The 18,952-nt window shown below is 73.4% G+C and carries 16 protein-coding genes; 12 read left to right on the forward strand and 4 right to left on the reverse strand.

Going from position 1 to position 18,952, the window contains the following annotated elements; all coding sequences use genetic code 11:
- From sucB to K7854_RS01245, 5 genes are all read left to right on the forward strand, one after another.
- Entirely contained in the window at positions 1-1,779 is a 1,779-nt protein-coding gene (gene sucB / locus K7854_RS01225; protein ID WP_226024442.1) for a 2-oxoglutarate dehydrogenase, E2 component, dihydrolipoamide succinyltransferase, read from the forward strand.
- Between the two features lie 233 nt (positions 1,780-2,012).
- Positions 2,013-2,636, forward strand: coding sequence for a GntR family transcriptional regulator (locus tag K7854_RS01230; RefSeq protein ID WP_226024443.1), 624 nt, complete (start codon positions 2,013-2,015; stop codon positions 2,634-2,636).
- 421 nt (positions 2,637-3,057) lie between these two features.
- Positions 3,058-5,760: a pyruvate dehydrogenase (acetyl-transferring), homodimeric type gene (gene aceE, locus K7854_RS01235; protein WP_226024444.1), complete on the forward strand. Its 2,703-nt coding sequence runs from the start codon at positions 3,058-3,060 to the stop codon at positions 5,758-5,760.
- A 67-nt stretch (positions 5,761-5,827) separates the two neighbouring features.
- Positions 5,828-6,823: a helix-turn-helix transcriptional regulator gene (locus K7854_RS01240; protein WP_226024445.1), complete on the forward strand. Its 996-nt coding sequence runs from the start codon at positions 5,828-5,830 to the stop codon at positions 6,821-6,823.
- A gap of 506 nt (positions 6,824-7,329) precedes the next feature.
- Complete coding sequence (locus K7854_RS01245) at positions 7,330-7,851, forward strand: DUF4240 domain-containing protein (RefSeq protein WP_226024636.1); 522 nt, start codon at positions 7,330-7,332, stop codon at positions 7,849-7,851.
- 34 nt (positions 7,852-7,885) lie between these two features.
- Here the strand turns inward: K7854_RS01245 and K7854_RS01250 are convergent, their stop codons facing one another.
- Positions 7,886-8,761, reverse strand: a complete 876-nt coding sequence (locus K7854_RS01250) for a peptidoglycan recognition protein family protein (RefSeq protein WP_226024446.1) — start codon at positions 8,759-8,761, stop codon at positions 7,886-7,888.
- A gap of 102 nt (positions 8,762-8,863) precedes the next feature.
- Here K7854_RS01250 and K7854_RS01255 point away from each other — a divergent pair, with 102 nt between their 5' ends.
- Complete coding sequence (locus tag K7854_RS01255) at positions 8,864-10,048, forward strand: MarP family serine protease (protein ID WP_226024447.1); 1,185 nt, start codon at positions 8,864-8,866, stop codon at positions 10,046-10,048.
- Here the strand turns inward: K7854_RS01255 and K7854_RS01260 are convergent.
- Positions 10,038-10,562: a GNAT family N-acetyltransferase gene (locus tag K7854_RS01260; RefSeq protein ID WP_226024448.1), complete on the reverse strand. Its 525-nt coding sequence runs from the start codon at positions 10,560-10,562 to the stop codon at positions 10,038-10,040. The two genes, K7854_RS01255 and K7854_RS01260, sit on opposite strands and share 11 nt — an antisense overlap.
- Before the next feature lie 222 nt (positions 10,563-10,784).
- On the opposite strand from K7854_RS01260, the gene K7854_RS01265 reads away from it, so the two are divergent.
- Positions 10,785-11,702, forward strand: a complete 918-nt coding sequence (locus tag K7854_RS01265) for a TIGR01777 family oxidoreductase (RefSeq protein WP_226024637.1) — start codon at positions 10,785-10,787, stop codon at positions 11,700-11,702.
- Between the two features lie 155 nt (positions 11,703-11,857).
- Positions 11,858-13,261, forward strand: a complete 1,404-nt coding sequence (locus K7854_RS01270) for an NAD(P)/FAD-dependent oxidoreductase (RefSeq protein ID WP_226024449.1) — start codon at positions 11,858-11,860, stop codon at positions 13,259-13,261.
- 74 nt (positions 13,262-13,335) lie between these two features.
- On the opposite strand, the gene K7854_RS01275 is transcribed toward K7854_RS01270, so the two are convergent.
- A complete protein-coding gene (locus tag K7854_RS01275; protein WP_226024450.1) occupies positions 13,336-14,799 on the reverse strand; it encodes an NsdA family TPR-like regulatory protein in 1,464 nt (487 codons plus the stop codon).
- 234 nt (positions 14,800-15,033) lie between these two features.
- On the opposite strand from K7854_RS01275, the gene lipB reads away from it, so the two are divergent.
- The 4 genes from lipB (at position 15,034) to K7854_RS01295 (ending at position 18,258) form a co-directional block, all read left to right on the forward strand.
- Positions 15,034-15,834, forward strand: coding sequence for a lipoyl(octanoyl) transferase LipB (lipB, locus tag K7854_RS01280; protein WP_226024451.1), 801 nt, complete (start codon positions 15,034-15,036; stop codon positions 15,832-15,834).
- 212 nt (positions 15,835-16,046) lie between these two features.
- Entirely contained in the window at positions 16,047-17,000 is a 954-nt protein-coding gene (lipA, locus tag K7854_RS01285) for a lipoyl synthase (RefSeq protein WP_226024452.1), read from the forward strand.
- Between the two features lie 244 nt (positions 17,001-17,244).
- On the forward strand, positions 17,245-17,460 hold the full coding sequence (locus tag K7854_RS01290; RefSeq protein WP_226024453.1) for an SCO2195 family GlnR-regulated protein: 216 nt from the start codon (positions 17,245-17,247) through the stop codon (positions 17,458-17,460).
- A gap of 93 nt (positions 17,461-17,553) precedes the next feature.
- Positions 17,554-18,258 (forward strand): DUF4191 domain-containing protein, encoded by a 705-nt coding sequence (locus K7854_RS01295; RefSeq protein ID WP_226024454.1) that lies wholly within the window; start codon positions 17,554-17,556, stop codon positions 18,256-18,258.
- 111 nt (positions 18,259-18,369) lie between these two features.
- Here K7854_RS01295 and K7854_RS01300 read toward each other — a convergent pair whose 3' ends face one another.
- Positions 18,370-18,837 (reverse strand): RDD family protein, encoded by a 468-nt coding sequence (locus K7854_RS01300; RefSeq protein WP_052839906.1) that lies wholly within the window; start codon positions 18,835-18,837, stop codon positions 18,370-18,372.
- Positions 18,838-18,952 lie beyond the last annotated feature (115 nt).

Genomic DNA, 18,952 nt, shown 5'->3' on the forward strand with positions numbered 1-18,952 from the left:
ATGGCGGTTTCCGTAACCCTTCCGGCGCTCGGCGAGAGCGTCACCGAGGGCACCGTCACCCGTTGGCTGAAGGCCGAGGGTGAGCGCGTCGAGGCCGACGAGCCGTTGCTCGAGGTCTCGACCGACAAGGTCGACACCGAGATCCCGGCCCCCGCCTCGGGCGTGCTGTCCTCCATCAAGGTCGCCGAGGACGAGACCGTCGAGGTCGGCGCCGAGCTGGCGCTGATCGACGACGGCTCCGGTGCCCCCGCCGCCGCTCCGGCCCCGCAGGCCGAGCCGGTCGCCGAGCCGGCCCCCGAGCCCGCCCCGGCCGCCCCCTCCACCGAGCAGGCCGCCCCGGCACCCGCTCCCACGGCCGACGCCTCGGCCGGCGGCGGCTCCGCCGAGGGCACGGACGTGGTCCTGCCCGCGCTCGGCGAGTCCGTCACCGAGGGCACCGTCACCCGCTGGCTGAAGTCGGTCGGTGACAGCGTCGAGGAGGACGAGCCGCTGCTGGAGGTCTCGACCGACAAGGTCGACACCGAGATCCCGGCCCCCGCCTCCGGCACCCTGCTGGAGATCGTGGTCGGCGAGGACGAGACCGCGGAGGTCGGCGCCAAGCTCGCCGTCATCGGTGCGGCGGGTGCCGCCCCGGCGGCTGCCCCTGCCGCCCCCGCCGCCCCGGCCCAGCCCGAGCCCACCCCGGCTCCGGCGGCCCCGGCTGCCCCGGCTCCCGCGCAGGCCGCTCCGGCTCCGGCCGCCCCGGCCCCGCAGGCGCCGCCGGCTCCGGCCCCGCAGCCCGCCGCCCCGGCGCCCGCGCCGGCCCCGGCCGCCGCTCCGGCCGCTCCGGCCGCCGCCCAGCCGGTGGACGACGGCGCCTACGTCACCCCGCTGGTGCGCAAGCTCGCCACCGAGAACGGCGTCGACCTGTCCACCGTCAAGGGCACCGGCGTCGGCGGCCGCATCCGCAAGCAGGACGTCATCGCCGCCGCCGAGGCCGCGAAGGCCGCCCCGGCTCCGGCCGCTGCCGCGCCCGCCGCCCCCGCCGCGAAGAAGGCCCCCGTCCTGGAGGCCTCCCCGCTGCGTGGCCAGACCGTCAAGATGCCGCGCATCCGCAAGGTCATCGGCGACAACATGGTCAAGGCGCTGCACGAGCAGGCCCAGCTGTCGTCGGTCGTCGAGGTCGACGTCACCCGTCTGATGAAGCTGCGCGCCCGTGCCAAGGACGCGTTCGCGGCGCGCGAGGGCGTCAAGCTCTCGCCGATGCCGTTCTTCGTCAAGGCCGCGGCCCAGGCGCTGAAGGCGCACGCGCCGATCAACGCCAAGATCAACGAGTCCGAGGGGACCATCACCTACTTCGACACCGAGAACATCGGTATCGCGGTGGACTCCGAGAAGGGCCTGATGACCCCGGTCATCAAGAACGCCGGTGACCTCAACCTGGCCGGCATCGCCAAGGCGACCGCCGACCTGGCGGGCAAGGTCCGGGCCAGCAAGATCAGCCCGGACGAGCTGGCCGGCGCCACCTTCACCATCTCCAACACCGGTTCGCGCGGCGCGCTGTTCGACACGATCATCGTGCCGCCGGGCCAGGTCGCCATCCTCGGCATCGGTGCCACGGTCAAGCGTCCGGCCGTCATCGAGACGGAGGACGGCCCGGTCATCGGCGTCCGCGACATGACGTACCTGACCCTGTCCTACGACCACCGTCTGGTGGACGGCGCCGACGCCGCCCGCTACCTGACCGCGGTCAAGGCGATCCTGGAGGCGGGCGAGTTCGAGGTCGAGCTCGGCCTGTAGTCCCCCTCGTCAGCGGGCCCCTGTGATGCCCCCGTCCGGAACCTTCCGGGCGGGGGCATCACCGTGTTCCGGCCTGGGGCATCACCGTGTTCCGGCGGGGGCACGCTGTGTAAGTCTCGTCTCACCTGCGTCCAAGCGCCCCCGTGCGCCCTTCCCGCCCACCGTGACGGCCGTATTGTTTCTCCACGTCAGTCGCCCCAGGGTCCGAAGGTGACCCTCCCGAAGGAGCTCTCATGACCGCGCCCGTCGTCCACTCGCTGCGCGAACAGATCCGCGAGCACATCCTGGAAGGGATCATCAGCGGACGCTGGCAGCCGGGCGAGCGGATCGTGGAGCGGCGGATCGCGACCGAGCTGGAAGTCAGCCAGACGCCGGTGCGGGAGGCGCTGCGCGAACTGGAGTCGCTGCGGCTGATCGAGTCCGCGCCGAACAAGGGCGTGCGGGTGCGCAACCTGACCGCCGCCGACCTGGAGGAGAGCTACCCCGTCCGGGCCGGCCTGGAGGCGATCGCGGCGGAGCTGGCGGCGGAGCGGCTCGCCGAGGACTGCTCGGCCCTGGAGCCGCACGTCGCCGCGCTGTACGAGGCCGACCGGGCGTCCGACGGGACGGGCCAGGTGCGGCACACGGTGGGATTCCACCGCGAGCTGGTGCGGGCGGCGGGCAATTCGGTGCTGCTGCACACGTGGGAGGGGCTGGGGATCGAGGTGTTCACGGCGCTGTCGATACGGTGGCTGGGGACGGTGCAGCAGTCGTACGCGGAGGAGCACGAGGAGCTGGTCGCGGCCTTCCGCCGCCGCGATCCCCGCATCCCGGAGATCGTCAAGTCCCACGTCCTGGGCTGCGCGCCGCGCCCGTAGTTCTTCCTCGCCCCCGCCGCCCCTTCCCGTCCCGACCCTGGGGGCTCCGCCCCCAGACCCCTTTTTGCGCAGTTCCCCGCGCCCCTGAAGAACGGCGCAGCCGTTCCAGGGGCGCGGGGAACTGCGCGATCAACCACGACACACCCGCAGGCGCCACACAGCGGAACCACCCGAGCCGCACCGCGCTCACCTGCACAAACCCCCAACTTCAAGGTCACCCCGTGCCACCGCCGGAGGCACCCCGTGCCGACTTTCTCGTGATCAAGAGTTTTTGCCCCTCAACCCTTTGATCGATCATCGATCAGGGAGTTACAGTCACGCTTGGACTCCCACCGGAGCCCAGCCCTGTCCTGCCAAAGACCTAGGGCACCCCGAACCCTTGCCGATGAGGGAACCCCCTTCGACTGAGGAAGGCGGCGACATGACCGACCCCAAAGCCATCCAGCCGAGCGAGCTCGACCAGCTCCCGGACCGCGACCCGGAGGAGACCGCCGAATGGCAGGCCTCCCTGGACGCCGTCACCCAGGCGGCCGGGCCGCACCGTGCCGCGTACCTGATGCGCCGCACACTGGAGCGCGCCGAGGGCGCCGGCCTCGCCCTGCCGAAGCTCCTCGAGACGGACTACGTCAACACCATCCCCACCTCCGCCGAGCCCGCCGTGGACGGCGACGAGGCGATGGAGCAGCGGATCACCGCCTGGAACCGCTGGAACGCGGCGGCGATGGTCACCCGCGGCAGCAAGCACGGCGTCGGCGGCCACATCGCCACCTTCGCCTCCGCGGCCTGGCTCTACGAGACCGGCTTCAACCACTTCTTCAAGGGCAAGGAGGGTGACGGCTCCGGCGACCAGCTCTACGTCCAGGGCCACGCCTCCCCCGGCATCTACGCCCGCGCCTTCCTCGACGGCCGCCTGTCCGAGGAGCAGCTGGACAACTTCCGCCGCGAGGCCGGCGGCAACGGCCTGCCGTCCTACCCGCACCCGCGCCGCCTGCCCTGGCTGTGGGAGTTCCCCACCGTCTCCATGGGTCTCGGCCCGATCTCCGCGATCTACCAGGCACGGTTCAACCGCTACCTGACCAGCCGCGGCATCAAGGACCTCACCGACTCCCACGTGTGGGCGTTCCTCGGTGACGGCGAGATGGACGAGCCGGAGTCCACCACCGCGCTCACCCTCGCCGCCCGCGAGGGCCTGGACAACCTGACCTTCGTCATCAACTGCAACCTGCAGCGCCTCGACGGTCCGGTCCGCGCCAACTTCAAGATCGTCCAGGAGCTGGAGGCCCTGTTCCGCGGCTCCGGCTGGAACGTGATCAAGTCGCTCTGGGGCACCGCCTGGGACGAGCTGTTCCAGCTCGACACCACCGGCGCCCTCGTACGCCGCCTGCGCGAGGTACCGGACGCCCAGGTCCAGACGTACCAGACGCGCGACGCCGCCTACATCCGCGAGGACTTCTTCAACAAGGACCCGCAGCTCGCCGAGATGGCGAAGCTCCTGTCCGACGACAAGATCCTCGACTGCTTCCACTTCTCCCGCGGCGGCCACGAGGCCCGCAAGGTCTACGCCGCGTACAAGGCGGCGCTCGCCCACAAGGGCGCGCCGACCGTGATCCTGGCCCAGACGGTCAAGGGCCACACCCTCGGCACCGGCTTCGCGTCGAAGAACGCCAACCACCAGATGAAGAAGCTCTCGGTGGACGAGTTCAAGGACATGCGCGACCTGCTCGGCCTGCCGATCGCGGACAGCGCGTTCGTCGACGGCGTGGTCCCCTACGGCCACCCGGGCGCCGACTCCCCCGAGGTGCGCTACCTCCAGGAGCGCCGCGCCGCCCTCGGCGGTCCGGCCCCGGCCCGCCGCGTGCACCCGCTGCCGCCGCTGCCCGCGCCCGCCGACAAGGCGTTCGCGGCCTTCGACAAGGGCTCCGGCTCGCAGAGCGTGGCCACCACGATGGCCTTCGTCCGCCTGGTCAAGGACCTGGTCCGGGACAAGGAGACCGGCAAGCGCTGGGTGCCGATCGTCCCCGACGAGGCGCGCACCTTCGGCATGGAGAGCCTGTTCCCGTCCCTGGGCATCTACTCGCCCAAGGGCCAGACGTACGAGCCGGTCGACCGCGACCAGCTGATGTACTACAAGGAAGCCAAGAACGGCCAGATCCTCAACGAGGGCATCACCGAGGCCGGCTCGATGGCCGACTTCATCGCCGCGTCCACCGCGTACGCGACGCACGGCGAGGCGATGATCCCGTTCTACATCTTCTACTCGATGTTCGGCTGGCAGCGCACGGCCGACCAGATGTGGCAGCTCGGCGACCAGCTCGGCCGCGGCTTCCTGGTCGGCGCCACCGCGGGCCGCACCACCCTCACCGGTGAGGGCCTGCAGCACGCGGACGGCCACTCCCCCGCCATCGCGGCGACCAACCCGGCCGCCCTCTCCTACGACCCGGCGTTCGCGTACGAGATCGCCACGATCGTCAAGGACGGCCTGCGCCGCATGTACGGCGAGGCGGCCCCGGGCGAGGACCCGAACGTCTTCTACTACCTGACGGTCTACAACGAGCCGATGCCGCAGCCGGCCAAGCCGTCCGTGCCCGGCGTCGACGAGGGCATCGTCAAGGGCCTGTACCGCTTCAACACGGCCGAGACGGCGGGCCTGACCCCGGCCGCCAACGCCCCGCGCATCCAGCTGCTCGGCTCCGGCACGGCGATCCACTGGACGCTCAAGGCGCAGCAGCTGCTCGCCGAGGAGTGGGGCGTGGCCGCCGACGTGTGGTCCGCGACCTCCTGGACGCAGCTGCGCCGGGACGCCATGGACGCCGACGCGGCGCTGCTGCGCGGCGAGGAGCGGGTGCCGTACGTCCGCCAGGCGCTGCAGGGCGCCGAGGGCCCGGTCCTCGCGGTCTCCGACTACATGCGCCAGGTCCCGGACCAGATCGCGCAGTGGGTCGAGCAGGACTGGGCCTCGCTGGGCGCCGACGGCTTCGGCCTGTCGGACACCCGCGACGCCGCCCGCCGCCACTTCGGCGTGGACGCCGAGTCCATCGTGGTCGCGGCCCTGGCCCAGCTCGCCCGGCGCGGCGAGGTCAAGGCGACGGCCGTGAAGGAGGCGCGCGAGCGCTACGGCCTGTAGAGGCGAGTCATGAACGGAAGGCCCCCGCACCGGCGGGGGCCTTCCGCGTCTCCTGCATCATGTGGGGATGCGTGCTGCCCGCCTCATCAAGATGGTGCTGCTCCTCCAGTCCCGCCCGACGATGACCGCCGCCGAGCTGGCCCGGGAGCTGGAGGTGTCGGAGCGGACCGTGACCCGGGACGCGCAGGCGCTGTCGGAGGCGGGCGTGCCGGTGTACGCGGAGCGCGGCCGGGCCGGCGGCTACCGCCTGATCGGCGGTTACCGCACCCGGCTGACCGGGCTGGCGAGGGGCGAGGCGGAGGCGCTGTTCCTGTCCGGAGTCCCCGGTGCGCTGCGCGAGATGGGCCTGGAGGACGCGGCCTCGGCGGCCCGTCTGAAGGTGTCGGCGGCCCTGCTCCCCTCCCTGCGGGACGCCTCCCGTACGGCGGCCCAGCGGTTCCACCTGGACGCGCCGAACTGGTTCCGCGAGCCGGAGACGCCCGAGCTGCTGCCCGCGGTGGCGGACGCGGTGTGGGACGACCGGCGCGTCGCCGCGCGCTACCGGCGCGGGACGGACGAGGTCGTCCGCGAGCTGGAGCCGTACGGCCTCGTCCTGAAGGCCGGGGTCTGGTACCTGTGCGCGCGGGTCGCGGGAACGGCGGGCGACGGCCCCTTCCGCGTGTACCGCATCGACCGTTTCACGGCGGTGGACCCGAGCGAGGAACGTTTCACCCGGGACGACGGCTTCGACCTGCCCGCGTTCTGGGCGGAGCGGGCCGAGCAGTTCGCGCGGTCGATCCTGCGGGCCGAGGTCGTGGTGCGGCTGTCGGAGCGGGGCGTGCGGGCGCTGCCGTACGCCGTCGACGCGCTGTCCGCCCGGGAGGCGCTGGAGGGCGCGGGGGCGCCGGACGCGGAGGGGTGGGTGACGGTGACGCTGCCGGTGGAGTCGGAGGAGGTCGCGCACACGCAGCTCAGGGGGCTCGGGCCGGAGGTGGAGGTACTGACGCCGGCGCCCCTGCGGGCGCGCTTCGCGCGGGATGCGCGGCGGTTGGCGGGCCTGTACGGGGGCCGTGGCCCGGCGTAGCGGGGTCCCCGGCGTTCGGGTGGGCGCGGGTCGGGTCACGCGGCCCGGCGTTACGGGGTGCCTCCCCCAGTGCCTGAACGGCCTGGGAGGTACCCCCATCGCCCACCCGTGCCGCCCCAGCGGCACGACTGCCCGCAGCGGCGGCGGCTGGCGACTGCCCGCAGCGACGGGGGCGACGCGGCGGGAAAGCCGCGTACGGCGGGAAGGGGACGTGTCGGGGGGTGTTCGCCCGCAGCGGTTGGCGCGTCAACGCCCCGAGCCTCTTGGAGAAACCGATTCCGCGCCGTTCCGAGGACGAACACCCCCCGGCGCGGCCCCGACCCACAAACCACGCACCGCGCACCGCGAACCCCCACCGAACCCGCACAGGCGCCGCAGGCACCCCGCACCCCCACCGGAGCCGCACAGGCGCCGCACAGGCGCCGCAGGCATAGCGCACCCCGCAGATAACGATCCGCCGTACTCCGCGTGCGCCGCCCCCGCCCAGGGACGATGCTGGACGCGTGATGGACGAGACGGAGTTCTGGGAGCTGATCGACGCCGCCAGGCAGCGCGCCGACGGCGATCCCGAGGACCAGGCCGACCTGCTCGTGGAGCGGCTGCTCGGCATGGACCCGGACCTGGTGCTCGACTTCGCCCGTCACTTCGAGGCCCGCTACAACCGCGCCTGCACCTGGGACCTGTGGGCCGCCGCGTGGATTCTGCTCGGCGGTGCGAGCGACGACGCCTTCGACTTCTTCCGGTGCTGGCTGATCGGCCAGGGCCGCGAGGTCTACGAGGGCGCGGTGCACGAACCCGACTCGCTCGCCGAGCTGCTGGACGACTTCGACGAGGAACTGGACGGCGACGGCGAGGAGCTGGGCTACGCGGCCGACGAGGCCTACGAGCAGCTGACCGGCACCGTCGCGCCCGACCTGGGCATCGCGCCGGCGCCCGCCGAACCGCTGGGCACCCCGATCGACCTGGAGGACGACCGGGCCCTCGCCGAGCGCCTGCCCCGCCTGTGGACGAGGTTCGGACCGGAGTGAGAACCGGAGTGGAAGAAGCACCCCGCCCGGGCGGTCACAGCCGCCCCTGGAGACGGGCCGCCGTGTCCCTGATGTCGCCGAGCCGGGCGCTGAGCGCGGCGCCCGGACAGCTCGTCGCGTAACCGTCGTCGTGGCCCGCGACGGCGGGCAGCCTGGCGGTGGCGCCCGCGGCGAAGCGGCTGAGGCCGTTGCTGGAGACCAGGGCGACCTTCGCGCGCGGGTCGGTGCCGCTCTCGCCGAGTTTCCAGGCGGCCACCGCGGCGATCGCGTCGGTCAGCTCCGCCGGCACCGGCACGCCCGCCGTGTAGGTGCCGAGGGCGGCGATCCCGGTGGTGCGGTGGTTGAAGCCCTGGGTGTGCGCCCCGGTGACGGGCCGGTCGATGCCGCCGGCCCGCCCCTCGTAGATGGTTCCGCAGCGGTCGACGACGAAGTTGTAGCCGATGTCGTCCCAGTCCCGGGCACCGGTCTGCCCCTGGTAGACCCCGCGGAGTATGGCCGGCACGTCGGCGCAGTCGTAGCCGTTCGGCGTGTCCGTGTGGTGGACGAAGACGGCGACCACCTGGTCGTCGTAGCGGGGGGCGGGCTGGGCCCGGGCGGCGTCGCCCAGCCAGACCGACCGGGGCACGATGTCGGGCCGGGGCGCGGCGTACCGGTCGGCGGCGGCCGGGGCGGCCTGCGTGTCGGCCGCCCGCTGCACGCCGTCCGCGCACAGGAAGAGCGCGGCGACGGCGGCCAGCCCGGGCAGGGCGCCCAGCAGCGCCCGGACCGCGGCCGGCGGGCGGGCGGCGCCGGATATCCGGGCGGGCCGCCGTTCCCGGGCCCGGCGCGGTCCTCGGAAGACTCGCATGGTCCTACTGTCCGGCGGATCCGCTCTGTCCGCGATGTGTGCTGTGCCACCCGGTGGAACCATCGTCCCGGTGCACGGCGTTTCACCGTTGACCCGACCGGGTTGATCACCGGCCCGGTACGGCACGTACTGAGGGGCCCGGGCTCCGGCAGAAAGGCGGTTCGCGTGGACCTGCTCGACATCGTGCTGGCGCTGGTGGTGCTGGTGTACGCGGCCTCCGGCTACCGGCGCGGCCTGGTGGCCGGCTGTGTGTCGCTGGCCGGCTTCGTGGGCGGTGCGGCGCTCGGCGTGTGGGTCCTGCCGTGGGTGACGGACCTGGTCGAACGGGGCTCGACGGCGGCGACGGCGGTCGCGGTGGTCACGGTGCTGCTGCCGGCGATGGTGGGCCACGAACTGGCGGGACGCCTGGCGCTGCGGCTGCGCCGGGAGCTGGACACCGGCCCGCTCCGGGTGGCCGACGGGGTCGGCGGCGCGGTGGCGAACTCGGCGGCGGCCCTGATCGTGGCGTGGGTGGCGGCGAGCGTGCTCGCGGCCTCCTCGTCCTCGCTGCTCACCTCGGCGATCCGGGACTCGACGCTGCTGGGCGCGGTGCAGCGGGTGATGCCGGACACCACCCCGGCGTGGTTCTCGGGGGCGACGTCCGCGCTCGCCGACGCCGGGTTCCCGCAGGTCTTCAACCCGTTCGAGAACGAGTCGGCGGCCGAGGTGGCCGAGCCCTCGGGCGACAGCGTGACACCCGCGGCCACCCGCGCGGCCAAGCTCAGCACGGTGAAGGTGGAGGGCGTGACCGGCACCCAGGGCCGCGAGGGCAGCGGCTTCGTGTACGCGCCGGAGCACGTGATGACCAACGCCCACGTGGTGGCCGGCATCGACGACCCGACCGTGCGGATCGGCGGCGTGGGCCCGGCGCACGAGGCACGGGTGGTGCTGTTCGACCCGGACAAGGACGTGGCCGTGCTGTACGTCCCGGACCTGAGCGCGCCGGTGCTGCGGTTCGACGAGGACGCCGCGCGGGGCGACGCCGCGGTGGTGGCGGGCTATCCGCAGAACGGCGACCTGGATCTGCGGGCGGCGACGGTGGCCAACCGGGTCCGCGCCACCGGCCAGAACATCTACCACGACGAGAACGTCACCCGGGAGATCTACTCGATCCGCTCCACGGTCCGCCCCGGCAACTCGGGCGGACCGCTGCTCACCACCGACGGCCGGGTGTACGGCGTGGTGTTCGCCCGTTCCACCTCCGACGCGGAGACGGGCTATGTGCTGACGGCGGCGGAGGTGGCCCCGGAGGCACGCGACGCGGCGGAGGCCACCCGGGCGGTGGACACGGGCGAGCCGGTCACGTCGTGAGCGCGCCGTCGGCCGGGCCGTCCGGCCCGGTCAGCATCTGCCCCATCAGCACGTCGTCGACGTACTGCCCGTCGAGGTGGAACTCCTCCGGCTGTACGCCCTCGACGACGAAGCCCTCCGACTCGTAGAGCTTGCGGGCGGCCGTGTTGTGGCCGAGGACCCGCAGCGTGATGCGGCGGAAGCCCTCGCGCCGGGCCTCCGCCACGGCGGCCCGGACCAGCGCCCGCCCCACGCCGTGGCCGCGGGCCGCGGCGGCGACGGCGAGGCCGCGGATCTGACGGACGTGGGTGTTGGAGGCCAACGGGGTGGGGAAACCGAGGCGGACGTACCCGACGACGGCGCCGTCGAGTTCGGCGACCAGGTGGGCGTCGGGCCCGCAGATGTCGCGGAAGAAGGGGTCGTCCGGTCCCGGCGGGGGCGAAACGGCGTGCAGGTAGGACCAGGTCTCGAGGTCGATCCGGCGCAGCGGCTGCTCGTCTTCCGGCCTGGCGCGGCGTATGTGCGGGGCTGGCATGACGATCACTGTACGACGCGGTGACGGGGACCGTTCCGTGGTTTTCGGCGGGCCACCCGGCAGGATGGGCCCATGGACGACGGGCACGTGGGCGGCGGGCACATGGACGACGGACACATGGGGGCCGGGCACACGGAGCCCGGGCACACGGACGGACGGCACATGGACGGCCGGCATAGGGACGGACGACACATGGACGACCGGCACGTGGACGATCGGCACATGGTCGGCGGACACCCCGGCGGGGGCCGTTCCCGCATCGCGGTGGCCGGCGCGTCCGGTCTGATCGGCGGCGCGCTGGCCCGCTCGCTGACCGCGGACGGGCACCGGGTGGTGCGCCTGGTGCGGCGCGCGCCCGAGGGCCCGGACGAGGTCCGGTGGGACCCCGAGAACGGGTGGGTGGACGCGGCCGGGCTGGAGGGCTGCGACGCCGTGGTCAATCTGGCCGGGGCCGGGGTGGGCGACCGCCGCTGGACCGACGCGTACAAGACCCGTATCCGCAGCAGCCGGGTGCACGGCACGACGGCGCTCGCGGAGGCCGTCGCGGCGATGGAGCGGCCGCCGCGCGTCTTCGTGAACGGCAGCGCGATGGGCTACTACGGCCACACCGGCGACCGGCCCGTGGACGAGAGCGCACCGCCGGGAGAGGGCTTCCTGCCGGGTCTGTGCGTGGAGTGGGAGGCCGCGGCGGCCCCCGCCCGGGAGGCGGGCGTGCGGACGGTGTTCACGCGCACCGGGCTGGTCGTCGCGCGCGGGGGCGGCGCCTGGGGGCGGCTCTTCCCGCTCTTCCGGGCGGGGCTCGGCGGGCGGCTGGGCGGCGGTTCGCAGTACTGGTCCTTCGTCGCGCTGCACGACGAGGTGGCGGCGATCCGTCACCTCATGGACCGCGACGACCTGTCCGGCCCCTTCAACCTGACCGCCCCGCGGCCGGTGACGAACCGTGAGGTCACGGTGGCCATGGGCCGGGTGCTGCACCGCCCGACGCCGTTCCCGGTACCCGCGCCGGTGCTGCGGGCGGCACTGGGCGAGATGGCGGGCGACGTCCTGGGCAGCGCCCGGGTCCTGCCGGCCCGCCTCCTGGACTCGGGCTTCCGCTTCGCCTTCCCGGAGATCGACGGGGCGATCCGGGCGGCGCTGTAGGCGTGTCCGTATGCGACCACCGTGCGACCGTGTGCTTCCTCCGCGCGACTCCCGCTGACCGTTCCGGGCCCTAACCTCGTCTCGAACTCGGGTATTCCTCAAGCCTGTTGGGGGCATGACGTCTCCAGCGGCCGCGCAACCTCGAGGAGGGGCACGTGCTTGAGCCCGCGTACCAGGCGGACGTCGTCGTCGTGGGGGCCGGGATCGCCGGACTCGCCGCGGCGCAACGGCTGACCAGCGCAGGAGTGACGACCACGGTCCTGGAGGCCGCCCATACGGTGGGCGGCCGGATGGCCACCGAGAAGGTCGACGGTTTCCGGCTCGACAGAATCGGACAGCTGCTGTCCACGGCGTATCCCGAACTGCGCCGCACCCCCGGGCTCGACGGCCTCGCGCTGCTGCCCTTCGCCCCCGGGGTCCTGCTGCACAGCGAGGGCCGTCACCACCGCGCGGGCGCCCCGGCGGGCGTACGGAGCGCACGGGGCGCACTCCATGCGGTGCGCGCCCTCGCGAGCGCCCCCCGCTCGATGCCCGCGCCCCGGCGCACGATCAACGCGCCCGGCACCCCCGGCAGGCCTCCCGCCGCCTCCCGCACCCGCCCCGGGGCCCCGCTGGGCACCGCCGTGGACCAGGCCCGGCTCGGTGCCGCGCTGGCCCGGCTCGCGCACACCCCGGCCGAACGGCTGCTGGCCCGCCCGGAGCTGCCCGCCGCCCGGGCGCTGGCGGCCCGCGGGCTGCCGCCCCGCACGATCGACGGCTTCCTGCGCCCGCTGCTCGCCGCGCTGCTGTACGACCCGGACCTCACGACCTCCAGCCGGTGCGCGGACCTCGCGCTGCGCGCCTTCGCCGGCGGACGGCTGGCGCTGCCGGAGGGCGGTGCCGAGGCCCTGCCGGAGCACATGGCGCGGTCGCTGCCGCCGGGCACCGTGCACACCGGGGTCCGCGTCACCTCGGTCGCGACCAACGCCGTGACCACCGCGGAGCACGGGGTCATCCGCTGCCGGGCCGTCCTGGTGGCGACCGACGCCCGCGCGGCCGCCGAACTGCTGCCGGGCCTGCGGGTGCCGGACTTCCACCCGGTGACGGTGGTCCACCACACGACCGACGAGCCGACGACCACCGGCGCGGCCCTGCTGCTCGACGCCGACCGGGGCGGTCCGGTCGCCCACACGGCGCAGATCAGCCAGGTCGACCCGGCCCGTGCGCCCGCCGGACGCACCCTCGTCTCGTCGACGGTCCTCGGCCCGCCCCCGGCCGACCTCGACACCGCCGTCCGCATCCACCTGGCCCGTCTCTACGGCACCCCGACCACCCGCTGGGAGACCCTCGCCGTGCACCACACGCCCGAGGCGGTGCCCGCGATGCGCCCGCCGCACGATCCGCGCCGGCCGGTACGGCTGCTGGCCGGGCTGTACGTGTGCGGCGACCACCGCGACACCAGCACCCCCCAGGGCGCCCTGCACTCGGGTCACCGGGCCTCGGCGGCGATATTGACGGACCTGGGCGCGGGCCGGCCGATGCACACGGCGGAGCCGCTGGGGTCGCCCCGAGCGGCTTAGCACCGCGCTCCGGGCGCCCCGGCGATCCGGCCCCGCCGGGACCGCCCGCCCGGCTCGGGACGCGGGAGCGCCTGCTACCCGAGGGCGGCCACCTTGTCCCGGTACCCCCGTACCGGGGCGGCGTCGCGGTAGGGCTCCAGGCGGCGTTCGAAGTCGCGGACGTACTCCGTGGCCCGCACCGAGCGCATCTCGGCCGCCTGGCCCGCCGCCTCGGCGGCCAGCTGGCAGGCCTGGTCCAGCTCGCCGAGGCCGAGCCGGGCGGTGGCGAGGACGATCCGGCAGAACAGCCTGCTGCGGGCGTAGACGGGGGCGCGCAGCTGCAGCGAGCGTTCCGCGTGCTGGGCGGCGGCGCGGAACTGCTGCAGGTCGCGGTGGCAGTGCCCGAACTCGTCGGCGAGCTGCGCCTCGTCGAAGAAGCGCGCCCAGTGCGGCACCTCGTCGCCGGGCCGGGCGGCCTCCATCGCGCGCTCGGCCCGCACCAGCGCCGCCGTGCAGGCCCGCACCTCCCCGAGGACTCCGTGCGCCCGGGCCTCGGCGGCGTGCAGCAGGGTCTGCACGACCGGCGGCGCGGAGGTCCCCACGCCCTGCTGCGCCACCCGGGCGAGCTGCACGGCCTCCCGGCCGTGGCCCAGGTAGACGGCCTGCCGGCTCATGGTGACCAGCACGTACGAGCCGTAGGCCCGGTCCGCCGCCGCCTGGGACAGCCGCAGCGCCTGCACGAAGTACCGCTGGGCGAGCCCGTGCGCCGCGATGTCGTACGAGGTCCAGCCCGCGAGCCGGGTGAGGTCGGCGGCGGCCGCGAAGAGGCGCCGGCCGGTCTGCTCGCCGTAGGTGCCGCGGAGCATCGGCTCCAGCTCGTGCTCCAGGTAGCGCACGAGGGCCTGGCGGGCGTGTCCGCCGCCGTACCGGTCGTCGAGGCTGCGGAACAGCTCGCCGACCGAGCGCAGCGCGGCGAGGTCGCCCCCGCTGACCTTCTGCCCCGGGCCGCGCTCGGCCGGGGCCCGGCGCCTGGCCGGGTCGAGCGGGACGGCGAGCCTCGGGGTCGCGGGGCGGCCCTGCGCGGGGATGCGGACGGGCACCTCGGTGCGGGCCACCTTCTCGTCGGCGCGGCCGATCAGCCAGTCGCGGCTGGGCACCACGAGCCCGGCCGGGGTGAAGGCGATCTTCCGCAGCTCGGCGTGGCTGCCGGAGTCCTTGCGCCACAGCCCGCCGACGATGTCGACCGCCTCCTCCGGGCTCCCGGCGAACTCCAGACCCGCGTAGACGGGCGCACAGGCGTCCAGGCCGAGGTCCTGGGCGGTCAGGCGGCGGCCCAGGCGCCGGGTGAAGACCTCGGCGATCAGGGCCGGGGTGGTGCCGCGGGGCTGCTGGCCGCGCAGCCACCGGGTGACGGACGTCTTGTCATATCTCAGGTCCAGGCCGTGTTCGAGTCCGAGCTGGTCGACGCGACGCGCGAGACCCGCGTTCGAGAACCCCGCTTCGGCGATGAGCGCGGCGAGCTGGCGGTTGGGGGTGCGCTGCGCGGGTCGTTCCGTCATGGTGCGGTGCGGTCTCCTGCCTTCCGGGCGTTCGATTGCCCGGAGCGCCTGTGAGCAGCCCTTATGGCCTCGTGAACGGCGCGAATGTAGCGGAGAGTAAGCACCCGATCGCACAATTCGCCCGGCATTCATCCGATCGTGTGAGGATTGCCCGCCCGGCTGACGGCGCACGGACGGTCGTACAGTGGCGTGGGCACGCTTCGTGCCTTACGACCTTGCAGGGAGGCACGTGCCGTGAGTGAGCTGCGCTTCGTCCGGATGGGGTTCGGTGCCGATCGCGTCGAGTACCAGGAGGCGTGGGACGAACAGCGCCGGGTGCACGCCGCGCGGTTCGCCGACGAGGTCCCCGACACCGTGCTACTCCTCGAACACCCGCCGGTCTACACCGCCGGCCGGCGCACCGAGGACAGCGAACGTCCCCTCGACGGCACCCCGGTGATCGACGTGGACCGCGGCGGCAAGATCACCTGGCACGGGCCGGGCCAGCTGGTGGGCTACCCCATCCAGAAGCTCCCGCGCCCGGTCGACGTGGTGGCCCACGTCCGCCGCCTGGAGGAGGCCCTGATCCGCACCTGCACGGAGTTCGGCGTCCGGACCACCCGGGTGGAGGGCCGCAGCGGGGTGTGGGTCCTGGGCGACCCGGTCGAGCAGCGTCCCGCGCTCGGCGGGCTCTCCCTGGACTTCGACCCCCGGCTGACGGACGAGGAGTTCGACCCCCGCCTCAACGGCCCCGACTACGCCCCGTCCAACGCCGGACAGCGGCGCGAGGACCGCAAGATCGCCGCGATCGGCATCCGGGTCGCCAAGGGCGTCACGATGCACGGCTTCGCGCTGAACGTGAACCCCGACAACAAGTGGTTCGACAAGATCATCCCCTGCGGCATCCGCGACGCGGGCGTCGCCTCCCTGGCGGGCGAACTCGGCCGCGACGTGACCATCGAGGAGGTCCTCCCGGTGGCCGAACGCCACCTCCGCGACGTCCTGGAGAACGCCGAACTGAAGCCGAGGGTCATCGAGAAGACGCCGGCGGCATAAAGCCGGCCCGGCGGCACGAACCCCGCCCGGCGGCACGAATCCAGCGCCGGTGGGCATAAATCCAGCCCGTCCGGCGTTTGAGGACGAGGCCGTTCAGGCCGAAGCGGGGGCCTGGGGGCGGCAGCCCCCAGGGACCAGCACCCTCGCCGGGCATTCAAAACAACGGGCGTACCCTGAAGAACGCCGAAGAATCAAACGCTAGGGAGCCGGTCGTGTCCGCAGTCGCACCCGACGGACGCAAGATGCTGCGCCTGGAGGTCCGCAACAGCCAGACCCCCATCGAGCGCAAGCCCGAGTGGATCAAGACCCGGGCGAAAATGGGCCCCGAATACACCAAGATGCAGAACCTCGTGAAGAGCGAGGGCCTGCACACGGTCTGCCAGGAAGCCGGCTGTCCCAACATCTACGAATGCTGGGAGGACCGCGAGGCGACCTTCCTCATCGGCGGCGACCAGTGCACCCGGCGCTGCGACTTCTGCCAGATCGACACCGGCAAGCCCGAGGCGCTGGACCGCGACGAGCCGCGCCGCGTCGGCGAGTCCGTGGTCACGATGGACCTGAACTACGCCACCATCACCGGCGTCGCCCGTGACGACCTCCCGGACGGCGGCGCGTGGCTGTACGCCGAGACGGTGCGCCAGATCCACCAGCAGACCGCGGAGCGCGAGGCCGGCCGCACCAAGGTCGAGCTGCTGGCCCCGGACTTCAACGCGGTGCCGGAGCTGCTGAGGGAGGTCTTCGACTCCCGCCCCGAGGTCTTCGCGCACAACGTCGAGACCGTCCCGCGGATCTTCAAGCGGATCCGCCCCGGCTTCCGCTACGAGCGCTCCCTGAAGGTCATCACGGACGCCCGCGACTACGGCCTGGTCACCAAGTCGAACCTGATCCTCGGCATGGGCGAGACCCGCGAGGAGATCAGCGAGGCCCTGAAGGAGCTGCACGCGGCCGGCTGCGAGCTGATCACCATCACGCAGTACCTGCGCCCGTCCGTGCGCCACCACCCCGTCGAGCGCTGGGTCAAGCCGCACGAGTTCGTGGAGCTGAAGGAGGAGGCCGAGCAGATCGGTTTCTCCGGCGTGATGTCCGGCCCGCTGGTCCGCTCCTCATACCGGGCCGGACGGCTCTACGGAATGGCCATGGAGCAGCGCCGCTCCGCCACCGTGTGAATTCCCGCACAAGTCACTACTGGCCGGTAATGGCCGAGATGCCGCGGCCCCGACCGTCCTCGCTGATGAGGACACCGGTCGGGGCCGCGGGTCCGTTCCAGGACCCGGCAACGCGGCTTCATGTCCGTTTGACCGGCGGGTCACGCCCTGGTAACACCAATCAGTGACCCTGGAATCACAGCACGTACACCACCGCGTACACCCGTCTCCGTACCCGGAGCCGTACCGAGGGGGGACCTCCACGATGCAGGCCGCGCCCGCCCGACCCACCACCGTCCGTGCCACGGCCATCCCGTCCTTCACCACCGCCCTGCGGGCCGTCGAGTCGCTGCTGATGAGCGGCGGCCAGCGCACCGCCCGGCGCAACGCCTGGAACTCGGTCCTGGAGGACCGCCGCCGCGCCAAGGACCGGATCGAGACGGAGCGCGCGCTGCGCCAGTCCGTCGCCGGCCGCCCCTGAGCCCGGCCCCGGCCCTCCGGCCGCCTTCCCGCCTCCCGCATCCGCCGGGCACTGCCGTCGTCGGCGCTTTCGGGGGCACGTAGACTTCGTGCCATGGCGAGGAAGGAACCTGCAGCGGACGCTGCGAACCCCGGGCGACTGAAGCAGATCGCTCTGACCTACAAGATGACCCGCAAGGCCGACAAGAAGATCGGTCTTGTGCTCGCGGGTGTCGGCATCGTCGTCTTCGGTGTCCTCCTCGCGATCGGTTTCTGGATCGGTCACCCCATCTATCTCGGCATCCTGGGCGTGCTGCTCGCCTTCCTCGCGACGGCGATCGTCTTCGGGCGCCGGGCCGAGCGGGCGGCCTTCGGCCAGATGGAGGGACAGCCGGGCGCGGCGGCGGCCGTACTGGACAACATCGGCCGGGGCTGGACCACGACCCCCGCGGTCGCGATGAACCGCAACCAGGACGTGGTGCACCGCGCGGTCGGCAAGGCCGGCATCGTGCTGGTCGCGGAGGGCAACCCGAACCGGGTGAAGTCCCTGCTCGCGGCCGAGAAGAAGAAGATGAACCGGATCGTCGCCGACGTCCCCGTGCACGACCTGGTCGTGGGCACCGGCGAGGGCCAGGTCGAGCTGAAGAAGCTGCGCACGACCATGCTCAAGCTCCCCCGCGTGCTGAGCGGCCCGCAGGTCACCGTGACCAACGACCGGCTGCGCGCCCTGGGCGACCTGATGAGCAACATGCCGCTGCCCAAGGGTCCGATGCCCAAGGGCATGCGGATGCCCAGGGGCGGCAACCCCAGGGGCCGCTGACCCCGCAGGACTCCGAAGCGCCGGTACGGCGATGGGGGCGGCCCGGTCACTCGGGCCGCCCCCATCGCCGTACCGGCGTCCTGCTGCGCGCGAGGTGGGACGCGCAGCGGGTCAGATCCGGACTTCCACGGTGCGGGCCAGCCGGTCGTGCAGGCCCCGGCCGTCGCGGTCCCAGATCAGCGCCGGCAGGGCCAGGCACAGCAGGACCGAGCGCAGCAGGGCGCGCAGCGGGCTGGGGCGGCCGGTGGCGAGGTCCACGACCCGCAGGCCCAGCAGGCGCTTGCCGGGGGTGAAGCCGACCGTGCCGACGGTCAGCACGCTCAGCACGAAGAAGATCAGCAGCGCCCAGTTGCTCGCGGTCTGCCCGTAGCTGCCCGTGATGAGGCCGTATGCGATCAGGGAGCACAGGGCCCAGTCGACGGCCAGCGCGCCGAGCCGCCTGCCCGGGCGGGCGATCGAACCCGGTCCCTCCTCGGGCAGACCGAGCTGCTCACCGCGGTGTCCGAGATCGGCGCCGGCCTCTTCCACGGCCGCGCGGGGGCCGGAGAGCCACGATCCGATTGCTTGCCTGTTGTCCACCCGAACACGGTACTGCGCCCGTATACGTACCGGGAACGGCGGGGTGTGCGGGCCCCCGAATCGGCCTAGGCTGGGCAGGGAGCCGGTTAACTTCTGCGAAACAAATGGGTCACGC

This window comes from Streptomyces hyderabadensis (assembly GCF_020404845.1).
Classification (GTDB): domain Bacteria; phylum Actinomycetota; class Actinomycetes; order Streptomycetales; family Streptomycetaceae; genus Streptomyces; species Streptomyces hyderabadensis.